This window comes from Bacillus sp. AL-1R (genome assembly GCF_052180195.1).
GTDB lineage: Bacteria > Bacillota > Bacilli > Bacillales > Bacillaceae_G > Gottfriedia.
Genome location: NZ_CP197469.1, coordinates 1,113,924 through 1,132,145, shown reverse-complemented (window position 1 = coordinate 1,132,145; position 18,222 = coordinate 1,113,924). Strand labels below are relative to the sequence as shown.

The window sequence follows — 18,222 nt, the reverse complement described above, 5'->3', positions numbered from 1 at the left end:
TCAGAAATAATCTCAGATAGAATAAGTTTAAAACTTTTTTAGTTTTATAAATTTATTAACCAAATATACGAATCATGTTTATTGAGAAATAACTCTTTTTGCAGTCTTTGTGAAATGCATAATATTCATTACAAAAAATGGAAGTAACTGAAAAAAAAAGCCCCCAACCCTCGATACACTTAGGTTTGAGCTTCCTTACTCGTATGATCCCAACTGGACTTGAACCAGCGACCCCTACCCTATTAATTACAGAATACGAGTATAATTCAGTATTTATGAATATTTTAGTTCAATAGAGTCCAGAAAATCATGCGGTCGATGAAATTTTATTCATCGTAAATCTATTAATTCTATAGTTTCTAATAAATCTGTGCAATTTATTTGCAATCGAAAAAAGAATAGCTTAATGCGAGTTAGGCGGCGCTTTTAATAGAAAAATTGATTATTTAACATAAAAACAACTGATGCAGCATTAGAATCGAACAAAAAAAGACTTACGCTCCATGCTAGTCTTTTTTCGTTTTACAATAACATTCACATTCATAAATGCATTAAAAAATAACAGGGGTCAGAACACTTAACAGTTTGGATGGTTGGTTAAGAGGATTGGACCAATAGTGTGGAAGTGTCGAAGGAAAATGAATTGATTCTCCGGATTTCACTAGATATTCCTCACCATCAATATTAAAAATGACGACACCCTCGAGCACATAGTATAGTTCCTCACCTTGATGTGTATGTACTATGTCCTTCTCAACATTTGGATCAATTGTAATGATTATAGATTCTAACATACGACCTGGAAACTCACCACTTATTCTTACATATTCACTATTTGAAGTCTCAATCCTAAATGATTTTTGCTCTTCAACTTTTACCCTATAATTATGGGAAACGGTTTCTTCAAAAAAGGAAGTTATCGGTAATTCAAACGCATCTGCAATCTTTTTTAATGAAGTAATGGCCAGCGAAGTCGCACCACGCTCAATTTGTGAAAGAAAGCTTACTGATAATCCTGTCTTTTCACTTAAATCCTTTAAAGTGTAGTCTTTTTGTTTCCGAAGTTCTTTAATTCGTTTGTAAATTTCTTCCATTTTATATACACCCATTCATTCGTCAATTTACATAATATGATAATTACAGTATAACTCAAATAATTTTAACAATGCTATATTCAGTTTAAATTATTGCTGGTTTTTCAAAAAAAATTACACAAGGACTTTAACTATCTAAAGTTTTCATATAAATAAATAAAGGCAAGGAAATCACTCCTCACCCTTGTTTTAAATAATGTTTTTAAAATTAATTCTATTATTCTAGCGTTTCCCCCTCTGTTTCATGTAAAAACAACGTTGCAATTGCTGTAATAACTAGGAAACTCGCAATAATACCGTTCGTTACGAAAAAACTGGTTTTAAGTGCTAGTAACGCTCCAATTGCCGTTGGAGCAATCCAGTTAGCAACACGTTGTGCGCTTGCTCCTATACTATAGCTTATTCCACGAATATTTGTTGGATATAATTCTCCCATCCATACATCCCAAACTCCCCAAGAGCCTAAACTAAAGAAAGATAGAATAGCTAGATAAATAAGAAGTTCTGTAACAGTACCAGATAAAGCAAATCCAAAACCACCTATGGCTGCAAAAGTAACAAATATGGACATTACCTTTTTGCGTCCAAACTTCCCAGTTAAGTAAGATGCGGCGATATACCCCGGAAATTGTACTAGCGCAGAGACTAGTACAAAACCTAAACTAGATACAAATGAAAATCCTTTACTTTCGGCTAACATATATGGCATCCAAGAAAACAACGCCCAATATCCCCACGAGAAACAAAAATTTATCACAACTTGAAGGACTGTCGTCTTCAATAGTTTCCCTTTAAAAATATCGAATACGGATCCACGAGTCGCTTGTGAGATGATTATTTTTTTATCTTTAATAAATGGCTCTAATTTGTTTTCTGATAGTTTTAGAATTACTTCCTTAGCTTCATTTGTTCTATTCTTTTCAGCCAACCAATAAGGTGAGTCTGGAACAAGCTTTTTTACAACAAGAAACCATAATCCCCCCAAGGAACTTATCGCTAAGATCCAATGCCAACTTAAATGGTTAAACAGTAAAGTTATTCCTAATGCGATGAGCGTTCCTATTGGCCAACCGGAAGCTAAATAAACAGCTACCGTTCCTCTGGATTTAGATGGTAATAATTCCGAAAAATATGGAAATGTCGCGACTAATACTCCCGAAAATACAACTCCAGATAAAAAACGTGTTACATATAGCATTTCGAAACTAGTAGAAAATGAACTAATTAAGGAAAAAATACCATATAGTATAAGACTTGTAATAATAGATCTTTTTCGACCATATTTATCAACTATCTTTCCCCAAACTAAAGTTCCAGGGATCATACCTAAAAAAATACTTCCTATTATTTCTCCTGTTTCTATATTATTTAAGCCAAAGTCTGCCGCTATCATACTACTAATAAATACCATAATCATCATTTCCCATGCTTCAATAACAAAAGTAAAAAATAGTGCAAAACCAGCTTTCCAATGTTGAGAAGTTAACGGCATTCTTTCAAATACATGACCAATTTCAATCGAGGATAAATCTTGATCTTTACTGCTTAAACGGTAATCTTTCTGTGTTTCCAATGCAATACCTCCTTAAATTTTTTTACCATTATTAATTCCAACAATCTAAATAATCAGTTATTTTATGCTAAAAAAATGCCTCAAACATTCTTTAGTAAGAGGCATTTTTTTAGAAGTAAAGGATATCTTTCACTGTATTAAAGTTATTATTTTGTAAAGAGCTCCTGATTAAATATTCTACATGCATTAACTTCATGCTCAGGAGGAGATTGGTAACCCATAATTTTGCTATGACTCCAATTAAACTTTTGATTTAACTCCACTAGAAATTCCGCATATTTAAATGGAGCAACACTAGCATCAATTACTGGTATCCCTAATTCTTCTTGAATTTTTTTATAAAAACCAAATTCTAGTGTACATCCTAAAACAATAACATCAGCATGATCTTTTGTAATTGCTTCTCTTGCTGCTCCTAAAATTCGATTAGCAGTTACTTTGTGATCTTTTTGGAAATCATGGACACCTAATTCTAAGGATTGAAATGAGGCAAGTTTATGCCCAAATCCGTACTTAAAAACATTTTCCTTCATTTCAGGAATCCATTTTTTTCTCCCTACAATAATAGAAATACTTTCGCCCAAAGTTGCTGCAATATGAAGACTAGCTTCTGCTGGAGCAGTTACTACCATTTTTTTTGCTACTTCACGAGCTGCCCTTAGAGCTGGGTCGTAGAAACAGCCTATTACTGCAGCATCGTAACCATCTAGTTCTGCTTTCCTTACTGCATTAACAATATTGGGTATCATCATCGCTTCATAACAATTATATTCTAAATGCGTAGGACCATTTGGAGCCTCAAAAGATATGACATCCACAATGGTGTTTTTATCTTTTATATTTTCAAGTTCATCTTTAAATAGTTGATCATAAATTTTTGTAGCAATCGGATTTATCCATAAGATACGTTTTGTAATTGGCACTTTTAATCACCCTTATAAATATTTTTTACTCAGTAATTAATAGGTCATTTTACTAAAACATAAATAATTTCACATTCATCAGGACTATCATTAACAGCCCAATGTTCTTCTCCAGAAGGAATATAAGTTGCCTGACCAGCTGTTACTCGATGTGCTTTACCGCCGCTCTCTACTAATACTGAACCTCTAATAATAAATGAATACTCATGTTCCATATGATTAGATAAACCTTTTAGTGGTACACGCTTTTTAGGTGGAATTACCACTGTTCCCATTGTTACTTTTTCTGCTTTTCTGTTTTCTTCAAAAACTGTTTTTAACCCGTTACAGTCAACATCGATTTCTTCAATAGTTAATAGTTCCATTAACGTAGCTCCTCCCTTTCTATTCTTTTAGCTGTTATTCCTACTACAGTTAGTGTTTCTTCATTTATTAAAACTCCAAAAATATCTTCTGCTTGTGCAATGGTATAATAGCCATTCTTTACGTCATAGACCACTTTTTCTGGTGAACGATCAAGTGGATTACCATAACCTCCACCTGTACCTGTCATTAACTTAACTACATCACCTTTATTTAATTGATATCTGGCATAGAATCCATAAGGGCCGTCTACTTCCCCATTTGCTTTTTCAACATAGAATTCATTAGAAGATCCTTCAAGTCCACCATTAATACCCCAAGGTTTAAATTTATTTCGTCCAAAAGTGACTGTTGCTGCTTGCCCATCTGTTAATGCTTTATACGATCTAATTACTCCTGATCCACCAATAAATTCACCAGCACCTGCTCCATCGGTTCTTAAGTTGTACTCATCAACTAGAATTCCATATCTTGTCTCTGCAACCTCAACAGGGATATTGTAAGTTTCACCATTTGCCATACAAAATTGTCCTCTTACACCATCGTGACCCATTGCACCTCCCCATCCTCCTAGTGAAGGCTCAACAATAAGAAAAGGCTCTGATGTATCAGGATGTAGGCCTGTTAATGTGACCGCACATACTGAAAGGTAATGTCCTGCTGGTAATCTATTTGGTAGATGCGGTGCAAGAGCTTTCCAAATTAAATCTAAACTACCTAATAACGTTTCAAAATAATTCGATACAGGAGCAGGTCTTTCTGCTGACATAATTGACTTTGGATCAACTATAATTTTTAAAGGTCGAAACACACCATCATTTACATCTTGAGATGGGTTGGTGATACCAAGGAAAATAGCACGAACCGCTGAAGCAAGACCTGTAAATGAGCAGTTTACTGTACCCGGAACTTGTGGATGACTTCCTCTAAAATCACAAATGAATTCATCATCTGTAATTGTTACTTTTACTTTAATTTTGAAAGGTCCATTTCCAATTCCATCGGTGTCAATATAGTCTTCTGCTTCAAAGGTACCCTTTGGTAATTTTGCCAATTCCTTTCTAGATAGCTGTTCACCATGATCAAGTAAATAATCAATTGAAGACAAAATGACATCTTTTCCATATTTCTCGCAAATTTCTCTTAAACGCTTGTCACCTGTTTTTAAAGCTGCAACTTGTGCCCACATATCTCCCAATGAGAGATCTGGGAAACGAACATTCGATTCAATGATATCGACTAGAGCTTGATTTAATTTCCCTTCATCAAAAAGTTTCACACAAGGAAATTGTAAGCCTTCTTGGAAAATTTCTGTTGCATCATTTGTAAATGAGCCTGGATCTTTTCCGCCAACTTCTGTCCAATGTGCTTTATTGGCAGAAAAGGCAATCAATTGGTCTTTATAAAATATAGGCATCACCAATCCAACATCGGATAAATGAGATCCGCCACCTCCGTATGGATCATTAATGATAATGATGTCCCCTGGTTTTAAATCACCCTTTTCCCCATATTTTTCAATGGTATGCTTCACCATAAAACTTAACATGCCAATGAATCCTGTAACCCCATTCCCTTGAGTCAACAGCTGTCCCTTTGCATCCGTTAACCCACTGGCATAATCAAGAACCTCATATACAATTGGACTCATAGATGTTCTAGCAAGCGCATAAAACATCTCATCCCCTATAGCAAGTAAAGAATCCTTCACAATTTCAAGCGTAAATGGATTAATTTTAGAAGCTGTGTTTGTCACCATAATCATTCAACCCCCGTATCAATAATAAGATTTCCGTATACATCAACATAAAGTGATTGTCCTTCATAAAGAACGGTAACAGCAGCCTTTTCTTCTATGATTGCCGGACCTTGTACAATTTTATTGGTTGGAAGCTCGTTACGTGAATACACTTTAGAGCTAATCCAGCCTTTTTCTTCAAAGTAGACATTTCTTTCCTCGATTAATGCCTCTTCCAATTCTCCTGATTTTTCTACTTTTTTCAAAGTAGGCTTTTGTACTTTTCCGAAAGCGATAACATGTAGGTTAACAATTTCTGTGCTCGCATCTAATAATTTAAAAGTATAATTTTTCTCGTGTAATTCATGGAATTTTTCGATAATTTCACTTGCAAGTTGATCATTCCATGTACCAGTTGGTACGGGAACCTTTACAGTATGCTCTTGACCTAAATAACGCATATCTACATAACGGACAAATGATGTATCTTTTTGATCTATGCCTTCACTTGCATATTGTTTAGTTGCTTCCGTTTCAATCGAACTCCATTGGTTGTTTATATCAATAAAATCAATTTCATTTATGCGTTTAATATAAGTTTTAATGAAATCATGTCTAAGATCCGTCATCAACATTCCCCAAGCAGAGAAAACTGGTGAAGCTAAGGGTACAATTACTTTCTTAACACCAAGGTCTTTTGCTAAGGCAGTTGCATGCATGGACCCACCACCGCCAAATGCGACTAATGAAAAATCACGCGGGTTATGACCTTTTCTAATAGAAATTAACTTTAAAGCATTTAACATATTAGAATTTGCAATTCTAATAATCCCAAGCGCAGCTTCTTCAGTTGTTACATTAAAGTGTGTGGCAATCTTTTCTTGTACTGTTTTCCTAACATGAGTTAAATCTACGTTATAATCGAAATTTTCGGGAGATAATCTTCCAGTAACTAAATTTGCGTCAGTTGTTGTTGGTTCAGTACCTCCTAATCCATATGCCACTGGACCAGGTAATGCACCTGCAGATTGAGGGCCAACTTTTAAAGAGCCAGCATCATCAATCCAAGCAATGGATCCTCCGCCATTTCCTATTTCAACAATATCTACTACAGGTACTTTAATTGGATACCCCGAACTTCTCATACTTTTTTCAATACTATAATCCGTTGAAACTTTTACTTCTCCGTCTTCAATAAGTGAACACTTGGCTGTAGTGCCACCAATATCAAAAGCGATTATATTCTTTTCTCCGATTAATTCACCAAGTACAGCAGCCCCGTATATACCTGCAACCGGTCCTGATTCTACCATATTAATTGGGATTCTTTTCGCTTGCTCAAATGTGGTAGTCCCCCCATTTGATTGCATAATATAATTTTGACTAGTTGTTTCATTTGCATGTAGTTTCGTATTGAGGTTGTCAATGTAAGTTGAAGCAATAGGCTGAACATACGCATTTAAGATCGTCGTATTTGTTCTTTCATATTCTCTCCATTCTTTTGTTACCTCATGGGATGCCGTAACTTCTACTTCTGGCCATATCTCGTTAATCATTTTTACCGTTTCAACTTCGTGTAACGGATTTGCATAAGAGTGTAAATATGACACCGCAATCGCTTCTACATTTTCATTTCTGAATGATTCAATAATACTTTTCAATTGTAATTTGTTTAAAGGAATTAAAACCTCTCCTTTATAGTTCAATCTTTCTTCGACTTCATGGCGTAAATACCGATCGACAAATGGTTCTGGTTTTTCGTACTGTGCATTAAAAAGATCAGGACGATTTCCTCTAGCTATTTCTAAAACATCACGAAATCCTTTTGTTGTGATTAACCCTGTTTTCACGCCTTTTCTTTCCGTTAAAGCATTGATAATAACCGTTGTTCCATGTATAAACGTATTTATAGATTTTTGATCAATCTCGCTTTTTTCAATTACATTAATAACACCTTCCTCAAATTTCGGGGGTGTCGTAGAACTCTTTGCTATTCCAAAATTACCTTCACCATCAACATAAACTAGATCAGTAAATGTGCCACCAATATCCGTTGCTACACGCATGATTTAATTCCACCTCTCCTTTTAAAATAAAAGTTTAATAGATTTTAGATAAAATTATCAAAAATTCAAGTTTTTTAGGTTAACTAAGTGTGAATAATTACAATATATTGAAATTATCATATATTTTTATACTTATACTGTAATTATTTTTAATATTATCATATTTTTATTTAATTTCAATATTTTTCGAATATTTATTTTATTCTAACTTAAATATTTTTCTATGAATAAAAAAAATGCCTAAAAGGCATCCAGTTAAGTTTTATATCCCATACTTTTTCATTTTGTTATACAGTGTAACACGTGAAATACCTAGTAATTTTGCAGCAGCTGATTTATTTTTGTAAGTTTTTTGTAGTGCATCAACGATTTTCAACTTCTCATCTATGATAGCTTCCTCCATTTCTTTAACAAAATAGCTATAAGGATGTTGCCTACGATTTAATAATTCATTTGGTACCTGATCGATGCTAATAAAATTATCATCTGCTAAAATCGTCATCCTTTCCACTGTGTTTTTTAGCTGACGGATATTTCCATTCCAAGGGGAGTGCATGAAGGTTACCAGAACTTCTGGATCCAACTCAGGAATTGGCTTTTTATATTGAATAGAAAATTCTTTTAAAAACATATGAACAAGCTCGGGCAAATCTTCCATTCTATTTCGTAAAGGTGGAATTGGAATCGAGACAACATTTAAACGGTAGTAAAGGTCTTCACGAAATAACCCTGCTTCTATCATTTGCACTAAATCACGGTTTGTTGCCGATATAATTCTAACGTTAATCGGAATAGGAGTGCTACTCCCAACACGATAGTATTGTTTTTCCTGCAATACACGAAGTAGCTTTACCTGGAGTTCAAGTGGAAGTTCACCTATTTCATCTAAAAAAAGCGTACCGTTTTTTGCTGCACTAATTTTCCCATTTTTACCTTCTTTAATTGCCCCTGTAAATGCTCCTTTTTCATAGCCAAATAATTCACTTTCAAACAAGGATACTGGAATAGCTCCACAGTTAAGACCGACAAATGGACCATTCGCTCTGTCGCTCGCCTTATGAATTGCTTGCGCAAATAATTCTTTTCCAACTCCACTTTCTCCAGTAATCATAACGGTTGCATCAGTTTTTGAAACTTTTTTTGCTAATTGAATAGAAGAATTTAACGCTTGACTTCTCCCTTTAATTTTATGAAAAGGATCATCATTATGTGGCAGAGACATTTTACTTTCTAAATCCTGAATATAAGCAGAAGTGGTAGTTAGTTCGTCATTAAGTTTTACGATTTCAGTAATATCTCGTTCAACGGAGATTCCTCCCATGACTTTTCCGTCTATTAGCACCGGCAATGTGTTTATAAGAACATGGACCCCCTGCTTAGGTTGATTGTACTTCCGAATCACACCTTTACCATCACTTAAGGTAGACATTAAGATCACTGATTCCTGTTGAAAGTAATCTGTGATTTGAGAACCGATGATATTTTCAGATGAAGTATTGTACAATTCTTCAGCCTTGGGGTTCCAAGAAATCACTTTTCCATTGCGATCAACTATAGTAATAGCATCATCCACAGCATGTAATAGAGTTGGAAAAATTTTCGCATAACTTTTCCATTCTTGAAAAATAGCATCCATCAAGATATTAAAAGGAATAACCCCTTTTGGATTTCCAATTTCGTCCACTAAGAGAATATCCTGTTGAGGTTTTAGATCAGTTACATCCGAAAGCATGCTATCTACGGTATATGTCTTCATGTTCTCAAGTTTAGTTCCCCTATTAATCTCTTGGGAAAGGGAAAGTAAAGAAATCCGATCATTTAGCATATTAATCTCCTTTACTATTTATTTGGTTTACAAAAGTGTTTAACATTTACAGTAAGTTTACACTTTTGTAAATGCAATTTACACAAAATTTTAGTAAATCATTGATTTTTCCGAATTTTCTTTCTGGCACAATACTTGCTTATTTATTAGTATCAAATAATAAGGAGGAAATTAATTGTTATCTTATAAACATGTACCTTTTACTAATTTTCAAAAGGGGAAAATAAAAACGCATCTAAACATGCTTTAGACTTTGTTAATTATCAAATTGTCACTTATATCTAACAAACGATTATATTGAAGAGCAAGAAAAGAACTCCACGTAGGAAACTTATATATTAATAGAGTCTTACTGGGGAAATAGTTGGTTATCTACCGTTTGGTAGATTTAATAATATGTCAGGTACAGATTCTAAGGTTGATGTCCTGATTACTTAGCTCTACATATGCAGGCAAAGACAACATCTGAATTATTTTAATTAGATAGCTTCTCATAAAATAAAAGGGATAGGGGTGTTACAAGTGATCGAAGTGATTTCAAAAAAATTCTTTCTTCGAATTTCACAAAGTAAAAAACTGAATAAGGCCGCACGTAGATGGGGACTAAAATTTGGAGCGGGACAGGTTGTTGCAGGAGAAACCATAGATACTGCTATAGCTAAAGTTAAAGAATTAAATCTAAAAGGACTTTACTGTACATTAGACCATCTTGGTGAATTTGTATCAAGTAAAGATGAAGCGAAGGTTGCTACCGACTATTGTATTCAAACACTAAATGCGATTAAGAAGTCAAATGTAAACTGTAATCTTTCTTTAAAATTAACACAACTAGGGCTTGATATTGATTTTGACTTTTGCTTGGAAAATATGAAAAGAATTGTATCAATAGCAAAACAATATGATATTTTTGTTCGTATTGATATGGAGGACTCATCACGCAATCAAGTTACACTTGATCTATTAAAAGAATTGCGAAAGGAATATGAAAATGTTGGCACTGTTATCCAAGCATACCTTTTCCGTTCAGAACAAGATGTCAAAGAACTGAGTGGGATTCCACTTCGCCTTGTAAAAGGGGCTTACAAAGAACCTGCTCATGTAGCTATTCAAGATATATCAGAAATAGATAAAAATTACTTAAATATTATCAAATTACATTTACTAAGCGGAACCTACACCGCCATCGCCAGTCATGATCATGTAATCATTAATAAAGTAAAGGAATTTATTAAACAAGAAAACATTCCAAAGAGTCAATTTGAATTTCAAATGCTTTATGGATTCCGTAATGAACTTCAGCTTAGCTTAGTTAATGAAGGTTACAAAGTACGAGTATATGTACCTTACGGCGATGACTGGTTTGGTTACTTCATGCGTCGCCTTGCAGAAAGGCCACAAAATGTTTCCTTTGCTTTAAAAGGTTTCTTTTCAAAATAATATTTTATTAAGAAGGATGGTGCTTTAAATCATCCTTTCAATTGTTGAAAAATTCTCACTGATACAAAAAGAATCGTAATGAATAATTAACATAAAAAAATCAAACTAGCAGAAAATAAAAAAGCTCAAACCCTTGATACACTTAGGTTTGAGCTTCCTTAATCGTATGATCCCAACTGGACTTGAACCAGCGACCCCTACCCTGTCAAGGTAGTGCTCTCCCAGCTGAGCTATGGAATCGTAATATTTAAGGAGAAATACTTCTCTCTTATTAAGTCTATTATACTGTTTTGTCTCCTACTCTTCAACCAATATTTAACAAAAAATTTCGAATTTAATCCACTAGAATATAGATTTCATTTTGAAAAAATACTCATCTATCTGATTTTGCTTCTATTTCGTTTATTGTATGCATTAGATCTTTCCATCTCATATCTTTGTCTCTTGGTATATTGCTTAATAGAATACTTCCAACTACAATTGTTAAGAACAATAGTAACACACCCACACTAAATACAAATGTCTGAACTTTATAGTTTTTAACGATTTTAATTATTCTACTTTTCATAGGCGATCGCTCCAATAGTTAAATATTAATATTCCTTAACCATAAATGGTGAAGATGTACTCTCTTTATTATTAATATTTTCCTGATTGCCTATTATGTAAACAAAAATTTAGAATATCAGTACTATTATTATTTTCACAAGATTATTTTAAGTTCCTTGGTCATTCTTTTATGTATTTAGAACTAACATCCACACTATAGCTTATTTTTGTTAGCTCTTTTTCTTTCTCTCTGTATATTCCGAGGTTTTGCTTTTCTTTTGATTTAATTCGACCCTATTTTCCTCAGAATTTTTTCTCTTTTTATTTCTTCTTTTGGAATTCTCGTTCTCTTCTAGTTCTTTTTTCTCCTGTTCCTTTAGTTTTGCATTCACCTCTAATAACTCTTTTTGTTCAGAGTAGACGGATATGATTGAACCGCCAGCTTGAATCCAACTTCCGCTATATTTTAATAGCAATGCTAATTCTTCGTATTCTTTAATTAATGGGTTTGTTTCGGTTTCTTCTGCAACTTGTTGGAGTACATTAAAAATGATTCCATCTGATAGTTCACTTGGCACGCTTTGTTCGCTAGAAATTGATTCATCCTGTTGTCTTGGAATTATTTCATCTGGTTCTTCAGGTTCGTAATCTGGTATTCTACCAAAAAGATATTCTATTTCTTCATTAGACGATTCACTTGATCGATCATATATTTTTTCATTTTCCTCTTCCATCTCATTTGTAAGTTTAACGGTATCATCTTCTGGCAATCTACCTAGAGATTCTTGCAATTCATCAAAAATAATTCCGTCCGAAAGTTCACTAGCATCTGATTCTGGTGCACTGCCATGATATTCTTGAAGTACGTCAAATATGACCCCATCTGATAAATCGCTAGGTTCTCCTACTTGCCCAGTGGTTTCTTTTAAATAGTCTTTTAAATCTTCTATTTCTAGCTCTACGACCCCTCCTAATACTTGTAAAGTGTTTCCAATCGATTGTAAGAGATTCCCCATAAATCCAGATACATCAAATTCTTCTTGGCTTACTTCTTCTAAGGCTGCAATTAATCCCCCAAATGCTTGTTGGGCATTCCCTATCATATTTAGTTTTATTGCTCGATCGACATTTTTTTCTTCTTCTTCTTTTCCTTCCTCCGCTTCTGCAGCTAATAAACTAAATAATACTGTGACATTACCTGATGCTTGGATAATTTCCCCTGAATCTTCTAATATACTTGGTTCGCCTAAAAATGCTTCTATTATGTTACCGATTGCTTGAAAGGAATTCCCACCAAAATCTAGATGAAAACTGATATCCTCCCATCTTTTTCGGTTTTCTCCTTTTAATCCTCTCATGGGTGTACTACTAATTGCTGAGCTGATTGTTCCAATGGCATTCACCCAGGCCCCAATTACCTCCATAACTTGGCTCATAATAAAACACCAATCCTTGATATGTCATTTAAGATTAGTATATTCATCTATGATGTTTAAACGTTCCATTTAGGGAAATGTAATTGAGCCCTAATAAATTTATCCCACTTTCTTCTTAAACCATTCAATTTTTGATTTTTCGCCTACAATAAAAATTAAATCACCACTTTGAAAAACTACATCTCCAATTTGTGATACCATTGGCTCACCGTCGCGGATGATTAAGACAACAGTTATGCCATATTTCATTGAAAAACTCATTTCTCTTAGTGTTTTGCCAACTAATTTCTCAGGGATGACTGTTTCAACTCCCGCAATATTTTTGGTAATTTCGATGTATTCGATGATTCCACTCATCGCTTCCATACGTGCTGCTTTATGTCCAGCTTCTTCTTCTGGATAAATTACTAAATCCGCTCCAATACTTTCTAAAATGCCACCAACTTCACGATTATTTGCTTTACATATAATCCTTTTTACATTTCTCTCTTTCAATCTTCTCGTAATTAAGATAGATGCTAATGAATCCGTTCCAATTGCTACAAATACTGCATCAAATTGACTGACATGTAAATCCTCTAAAATAGACTCATCACGCAAATCACCAATAACTGCATATTCTGTGTATTCTTCTAATTGATCTAACGTTTTTTTATCTATATCACATACAACTACTTCATGACCTAACCGATCAAATTCTTTTACAATGCCTCGCCCAAAACGTCCAGCACCTATTACTAAATATTGCTTTGGCATACATACACTCCTCCTTACCCAATAGCTAAGTCTTTTTCAACATATTTTAATTTTTGATTCTCAACTCTTAATACAAAATAAATTAGCGTGAAAATCCCAATTCTACCAATAAACATTAATAAAATTAATATTATTTTTGACATAGTATGAATATTTGCTGTAATCCCTAATGATAATCCGGTATTTGTAATTGCCGAAATGACCTCTAGTAAAATAAAATCTAACTGAAATGGTTCAAAAATTGATATTGTTATCGTTGCTACAGTGATTAATATAATAAAGCTCATCGCTATAACAAATGCACGGTCAACAACTTCCTTCTTTACACTTGTTCTAAAAATAATTGTATCCTCTTGTGACTTAATAACTGAAAACATTTTTGCTGCTAATACCGAAACTGTCGTTAAACGAATCCCTCCTGCTGCACTCGATGAAGCTCCACCAATATACATTAATACTAAAATGATTAAGATTGCTGGCAATGTTAGTTCACCAATATCAAGAGGTGCATATCCTCCATTTCGACTAGTTACTGATAAAAATAATGAATTAGTAAGTTGATCAAAGAAATTTAATTGTTTAAACGCATGTCCTTTTTCTAAAAGCCAAAATACAATTGTTCCAAGAACCATAAATGAAAAATGCAAACGCATATTGATCCTTGTAAATAAGGATTTTTTCTTATTGTATTTATAGATATACTCCATAATCGTTGGATATCCTAGTCCACCTATAAAAATTAATACTGCCGTTACAATTAACACTAAATTATTTTTTTGGAATGAAATTAAACTATTTCCAAATAAATCAAAACCTGTATTTGTAAAACTTGCAATTGAATGGAAAGCAGTAACTAATAAAGTTTCTAATGCAGTATCATATTTCCCTCTAAATTGACTATAAAAAAAGAGACCGCCTAGAAATTGAAAAAATAAAGTTGTATATAAAACTGACAAACTTAATCTTCTAATTGACTTAATGCTGCTTTGGTTTTGGTCCTTTGATACAACTAGTAAATTTGAAATCGTCATCCGAATACCAAGTATCATAAAACCATAACTAATAAATACAACAATTCCAATTGCACCAATTTCCATTTGGATCATTAATAGTATCTTCCCCCAAACATTAAACGTCTCAACTAAGTTAACTGTTGTTAATCCAGTTACACTAATAGCACTCGTTGAAACAAATAAACTATCGATATAATTGATAGGCGAAATTCGCGTAAAAGGAAGATAGTATAAGAATGAAAATAAAAATATAATGATTATATAAGAAATAAATATGTAATGGAGAGGATTTTTGGCTTTTTTCTTCTTTTTTTTCATATGTAGCTCTTTTTCTCCTTTAATTGCTTAATAAAAATATATGGAATATTTTTCAAATCGCTATTATCTATTCTACCTATTTTTAGTTAAAAAACAAAAAAACTTTCAAACGAAATGAAAGTTTTGAAAGCCTTATTGAAATTATTTAAGCTGATGAAGAATTATCTTTTTTGACTTGTATTGATGTTACTTCTTTTTGTTGTTGATATAAGTACAAGAATACACTCACAATAACGATTGTACCCCCAATTAACTGAAACGAGGTTAACATTTCGTTAAGAAGGAAAAATGCTAAAATAGATGCACCGACTGGTTCACCGAGTATACTCATTGAGATCGTTGTAGCATTTACATAATTTAATAAATAGTTATTTATGATATGTGCTAATGAAGGAATAATGGCAGATGCGATAAAAATGATCCAATCTTTTGATTGGTAATGAAAGAAATTATCCATCGTTACGAGATTATAGATTGTTAAAAATGCAGCCGAAAATGCGAATACCCAAAAACTATACACCCAATGAGATGTATTTTTTACGGTTGTTTGTCCAACCATTAAATAGAGTACTGCAGCAATTACACTTAAAAATGAAAGAATATCACCTTTAAACGCTGACATACTTAAGCCGATATCACCGAATCCTATTAGACATACACCAATAATAGCAATAATCATACATATTTTAGATTGCATAGACGTACGTTCTTTAAAGACAAAGAATCCAAGAATCATTGCAACTAATGGCTGGAGAGCTAGTATAATCGTTGAGCTCGCCACTGAAGTGAAAACTAATGAACCATACCATAAAATAAAATGGACTGCTAACATTAAACCACCTAAAGCAAATGATTTATAATGTGATTTTTTTAAAGCTTTTAATTCATTTTTTCGCTTCAATACAAATGGAAGCATCCATATACACGTAAACCAGAGGCGATACATGCTTAAAACAGATGGAGAAGCATTTGTCCATTTCGCTAATATAGCTGAAGTTGAAATTGCAATAATGGACAAAATTAATAGAGACATCATTGCATTAGGTTGTTTTTTATTCATGTTTCACCTCTTTTACACTTATTTTGTAAGCGTTTAATACATTTTACTTTTCTAAATTTTTACTATGAAGTAACATCTAATTATATCATCCTAGGGAAAAGAAGAGGAGACATTTTATGATTCAAACAAATGGTACTAGAGAAGAACATACATTATATAGTGAACACATCAAAAGAGAAATTACATTTACAATATACTATTCAAGCATGTACACACCGTTAATAAAACATCACTTATTAATTGCCCAAGATGGACAAGACTATTTTAATTTAGGAAAAGTTCATCGTGTAATTGAAAAATTAACAAAAGAAGGTTCAATTCAACCTACAATCATTGTAGGAATTCCATATTCTTCACCAGAGGAGCGTTTTAAACTATATCACCCTTCTCAAGTTGGACAAAAAAATTATATTCGTTTTTTAGCTGAGGAATTACTTCCATATTTAGATGATCACTTACCTTTACTTGGCTTAGCCCATAGCAGAACATTAATCGGTGATTCATTAGGTGGTACAGTTTCATTACAAGCTGCTTTTACATATCCTAATACATTTGGACAAGTCATTATGCAATCACCATTTGTGAACGATGATGTGATCGAATTTTTAAAGAAAACAAAATTAAATTCAATTCTATCCATTGTTCAAACTGTTGGAAAACAAGAAGAAAATGTTTTCACACCGAGTAAGCAATGGGTTAATTTTGTCAAAGGTGGATTACAATTAAAAGATTATCTAGCTAAATTCCCTGTAGAATTACATTATGCAGAATATGATGGGGACCATACATGGACAAACTGGGAAAAGCAGCTTGAAGACGTATTAAAAATTAGTTTAGCAAAATAATTCATGAAACTTAGCGATTTTCAAAAAATTTGGTATAATTAATATTAGGTATTTTTCCTTCGTTAATTTTTTCAAATTAAAATATATAGTATCGAAAACAGGAGGTAATTTTTATGAAATGTGGCGTTGTTATTTTCCCATCTAATTTCGTTCAAGATAAGGCTAATGAGTATAGAAAACGTTTTGATCCAGCTTATACGTTAATCTCTCCTCATGTAACAGTAAGAAGTGGATTCGAAATAAGTGAAGACCAACTTCCAACGATTATTTCACAATTAAATGAAATTGCGAGTCAAATTGAACCATTCGAATTGGAAATTAATAAAGTAAGTTCTTTTGCACCAGTAAATAATGTCATTTATTTAAAAGTTACACCTGTTGAGGCATTAAAAGAGCTTCATGAAAAAATGCACTCTGGCGCGTTCCCAGAAATAAAAGACTATGCATTCGTACCGCATATTACAATTGGTCAGCAACTACAAGATGCTGAATTTGCTGATATTCTAGGTCAGTTACGCATGATTCAATTTAATTACAATGAAGTAGTAGATAACTTTAAACTAGTTTACCAATTAGAAAACGGTGCTTGGGAAGTATATGAAACATTTAAATTAGGAGCAAAAAAATGAGCTTTCGCACTATAGTAGCTCAAACAGATGAAAGTATACAAGACGCTCTTAAAGTACGAGTAGAAGTTTTTGTAGAGGAACAACAAATTTCAAGAGAATTAGAGTTTGATGGCCTAGACGAAAAATGTATACATTTTGTTTCATACGATGGAGAACAACCGATTGCTGCAGGTCGACTTAGAATAATTGAATCGACTGGTAAAGTTCAGCGAATCTGCGTTTTAAGTAACTATCGAGGAAAAAAAATTGGGAATGAAATTATGTACTTAATTCATAAAACTGCAAAGGAAAAAGGATTAGATCAATTAGTCCTACACGCACAAGAATCTGCAATTCCTTTTTATGAAAAATTAGGTTATAAAATCTCTTCCGAACTATTTTTTGAAGCTGGCATTCCACATGCAGAAATGAAACTAAAATTAAATTAAACAAACTAAAACTATGATTCAATTGAATCATAGTTTTTTCATGGGGATTTGGAAACTATGTGTTTAATGTATTTCGTTCAATCCATATGAAAAGATAATTTATTCCCATTAAAATTCACTTTTCGTACACAAATCTTTTTGGTAACATAGATGAGTCTGCTTTAATTTT

At 33.1% G+C, this 18,222-nt stretch carries 16 protein-coding genes, 1 tRNA gene and 1 pseudogene; 5 read left to right on the top strand and 13 right to left on the bottom strand.

What is annotated here, in order from left to right; genetic code table 11:
- Window positions 1–551 precede the first annotated feature (551 nt).
- The 7 genes from ACSBO6_RS05300 to ACSBO6_RS05270 form a co-directional block, all read right to left on the bottom strand.
- Complete coding sequence (locus tag ACSBO6_RS05300) at window positions 552–1,094, bottom strand: helix-turn-helix domain-containing protein (protein ID WP_498844279.1); 543 nt, start codon at window positions 1,092–1,094, stop codon at window positions 552–554.
- A 217-nt stretch (window positions 1,095–1,311) separates the two neighbouring features.
- Window positions 1,312–2,667, bottom strand: coding sequence for an MFS transporter (locus ACSBO6_RS05295; RefSeq protein ID WP_498844278.1), 1,356 nt, complete (start codon window positions 2,665–2,667; stop codon window positions 1,312–1,314).
- A gap of 146 nt (window positions 2,668–2,813) precedes the next feature.
- Window positions 2,814–3,590 carry an aspartate/glutamate racemase family protein gene (locus ACSBO6_RS05290; protein ID WP_498844277.1) on the bottom strand — a complete coding sequence of 259 codons (777 nt, stop codon included), beginning with the start codon at window positions 3,588–3,590 and terminating at the stop codon, window positions 2,814–2,816.
- A 44-nt stretch (window positions 3,591–3,634) separates the two neighbouring features.
- On the bottom strand, window positions 3,635–3,955 hold the full coding sequence (locus ACSBO6_RS05285) for a cupin domain-containing protein (RefSeq protein ID WP_498844276.1): 321 nt from the start codon (window positions 3,953–3,955) through the stop codon (window positions 3,635–3,637).
- Window positions 3,955–5,712, bottom strand: coding sequence for a hydantoinase B/oxoprolinase family protein (locus tag ACSBO6_RS05280; protein ID WP_498844275.1), 1,758 nt, complete (start codon window positions 5,710–5,712; stop codon window positions 3,955–3,957). The genes ACSBO6_RS05285 and ACSBO6_RS05280 overlap by 1 nt, the downstream gene beginning before the upstream one ends.
- A gap of 2 nt (window positions 5,713–5,714) precedes the next feature.
- Window positions 5,715–7,757 carry a hydantoinase/oxoprolinase family protein gene (locus ACSBO6_RS05275; RefSeq protein WP_498844274.1) on the bottom strand — a complete coding sequence of 681 codons (2,043 nt, stop codon included), beginning with the start codon at window positions 7,755–7,757 and terminating at the stop codon, window positions 5,715–5,717.
- 262 nt (window positions 7,758–8,019) lie between these two features.
- Window positions 8,020–9,582 carry a sigma-54 interaction domain-containing protein gene (locus ACSBO6_RS05270; protein ID WP_498844273.1) on the bottom strand — a complete coding sequence of 521 codons (1,563 nt, stop codon included), beginning with the start codon at window positions 9,580–9,582 and terminating at the stop codon, window positions 8,020–8,022.
- Between the two features lie 301 nt (window positions 9,583–9,883).
- Between ACSBO6_RS05270 and ACSBO6_RS05265 the strand changes: the two are divergent.
- Window positions 9,884–10,061: pseudogene (locus tag ACSBO6_RS05265) on the top strand (L-glutamate gamma-semialdehyde dehydrogenase); the annotation flags it as partial.
- Window positions 10,062–10,104: 43 nt separating this feature from the next.
- Window positions 10,105–11,019 (top strand): proline dehydrogenase family protein, encoded by a 915-nt coding sequence (locus tag ACSBO6_RS05260; RefSeq protein ID WP_498844272.1) that lies wholly within the window; start codon window positions 10,105–10,107, stop codon window positions 11,017–11,019.
- 167 nt (window positions 11,020–11,186) lie between these two features.
- Here the strand turns inward: ACSBO6_RS05260 and ACSBO6_RS05255 are convergent.
- The 6 genes from ACSBO6_RS05255 to ACSBO6_RS05230 form a co-directional block, all read right to left on the bottom strand.
- Window positions 11,187–11,259: transfer RNA gene (locus tag ACSBO6_RS05255), tRNA-Val, on the bottom strand.
- 133 nt (window positions 11,260–11,392) lie between these two features.
- Window positions 11,393–11,587, bottom strand: coding sequence for a hypothetical protein (locus ACSBO6_RS05250; protein WP_098844172.1), 195 nt, complete (start codon window positions 11,585–11,587; stop codon window positions 11,393–11,395).
- A 211-nt stretch (window positions 11,588–11,798) separates the two neighbouring features.
- The gene (locus tag ACSBO6_RS05245; protein WP_498844271.1) at window positions 11,799–13,004 is read right to left on the bottom strand and encodes a DUF6944 family repetitive protein; all 1,206 of its coding nucleotides are present in this window, start codon (window positions 13,002–13,004) and stop codon (window positions 11,799–11,801) included.
- A gap of 99 nt (window positions 13,005–13,103) precedes the next feature.
- Window positions 13,104–13,760: a potassium channel family protein gene (locus tag ACSBO6_RS05240; RefSeq protein WP_098844176.1), complete on the bottom strand. Its 657-nt coding sequence runs from the start codon at window positions 13,758–13,760 to the stop codon at window positions 13,104–13,106.
- Window positions 13,761–13,774: 14 nt separating this feature from the next.
- Window positions 13,775–15,091: a potassium transporter TrkG gene (locus ACSBO6_RS05235; protein ID WP_098844179.1), complete on the bottom strand. Its 1,317-nt coding sequence runs from the start codon at window positions 15,089–15,091 to the stop codon at window positions 13,775–13,777.
- A 145-nt stretch (window positions 15,092–15,236) separates the two neighbouring features.
- Window positions 15,237–16,151 (bottom strand): DMT family transporter, encoded by a 915-nt coding sequence (locus tag ACSBO6_RS05230; RefSeq protein ID WP_498844270.1) that lies wholly within the window; start codon window positions 16,149–16,151, stop codon window positions 15,237–15,239.
- 116 nt (window positions 16,152–16,267) lie between these two features.
- Here ACSBO6_RS05230 and ACSBO6_RS05225 point away from each other — a divergent pair, with 116 nt between their 5' ends.
- From ACSBO6_RS05225 to ACSBO6_RS05215, 3 genes are all read left to right on the top strand, one after another.
- On the top strand, window positions 16,268–16,996 hold the full coding sequence (locus tag ACSBO6_RS05225; protein WP_098844185.1) for an alpha/beta hydrolase: 729 nt from the start codon (window positions 16,268–16,270) through the stop codon (window positions 16,994–16,996).
- Window positions 16,997–17,109: 113 nt separating this feature from the next.
- Window positions 17,110–17,625, top strand: coding sequence for a YjcG family protein (locus ACSBO6_RS05220; RefSeq protein ID WP_098844187.1), 516 nt, complete (start codon window positions 17,110–17,112; stop codon window positions 17,623–17,625).
- The gene (locus ACSBO6_RS05215; RefSeq protein WP_098844189.1) at window positions 17,622–18,053 is read left to right on the top strand and encodes a GNAT family N-acetyltransferase; all 432 of its coding nucleotides are present in this window, start codon (window positions 17,622–17,624) and stop codon (window positions 18,051–18,053) included. The genes ACSBO6_RS05220 and ACSBO6_RS05215 overlap by 4 nt, the downstream gene beginning before the upstream one ends.
- Window positions 18,054–18,222 lie beyond the last annotated feature (169 nt).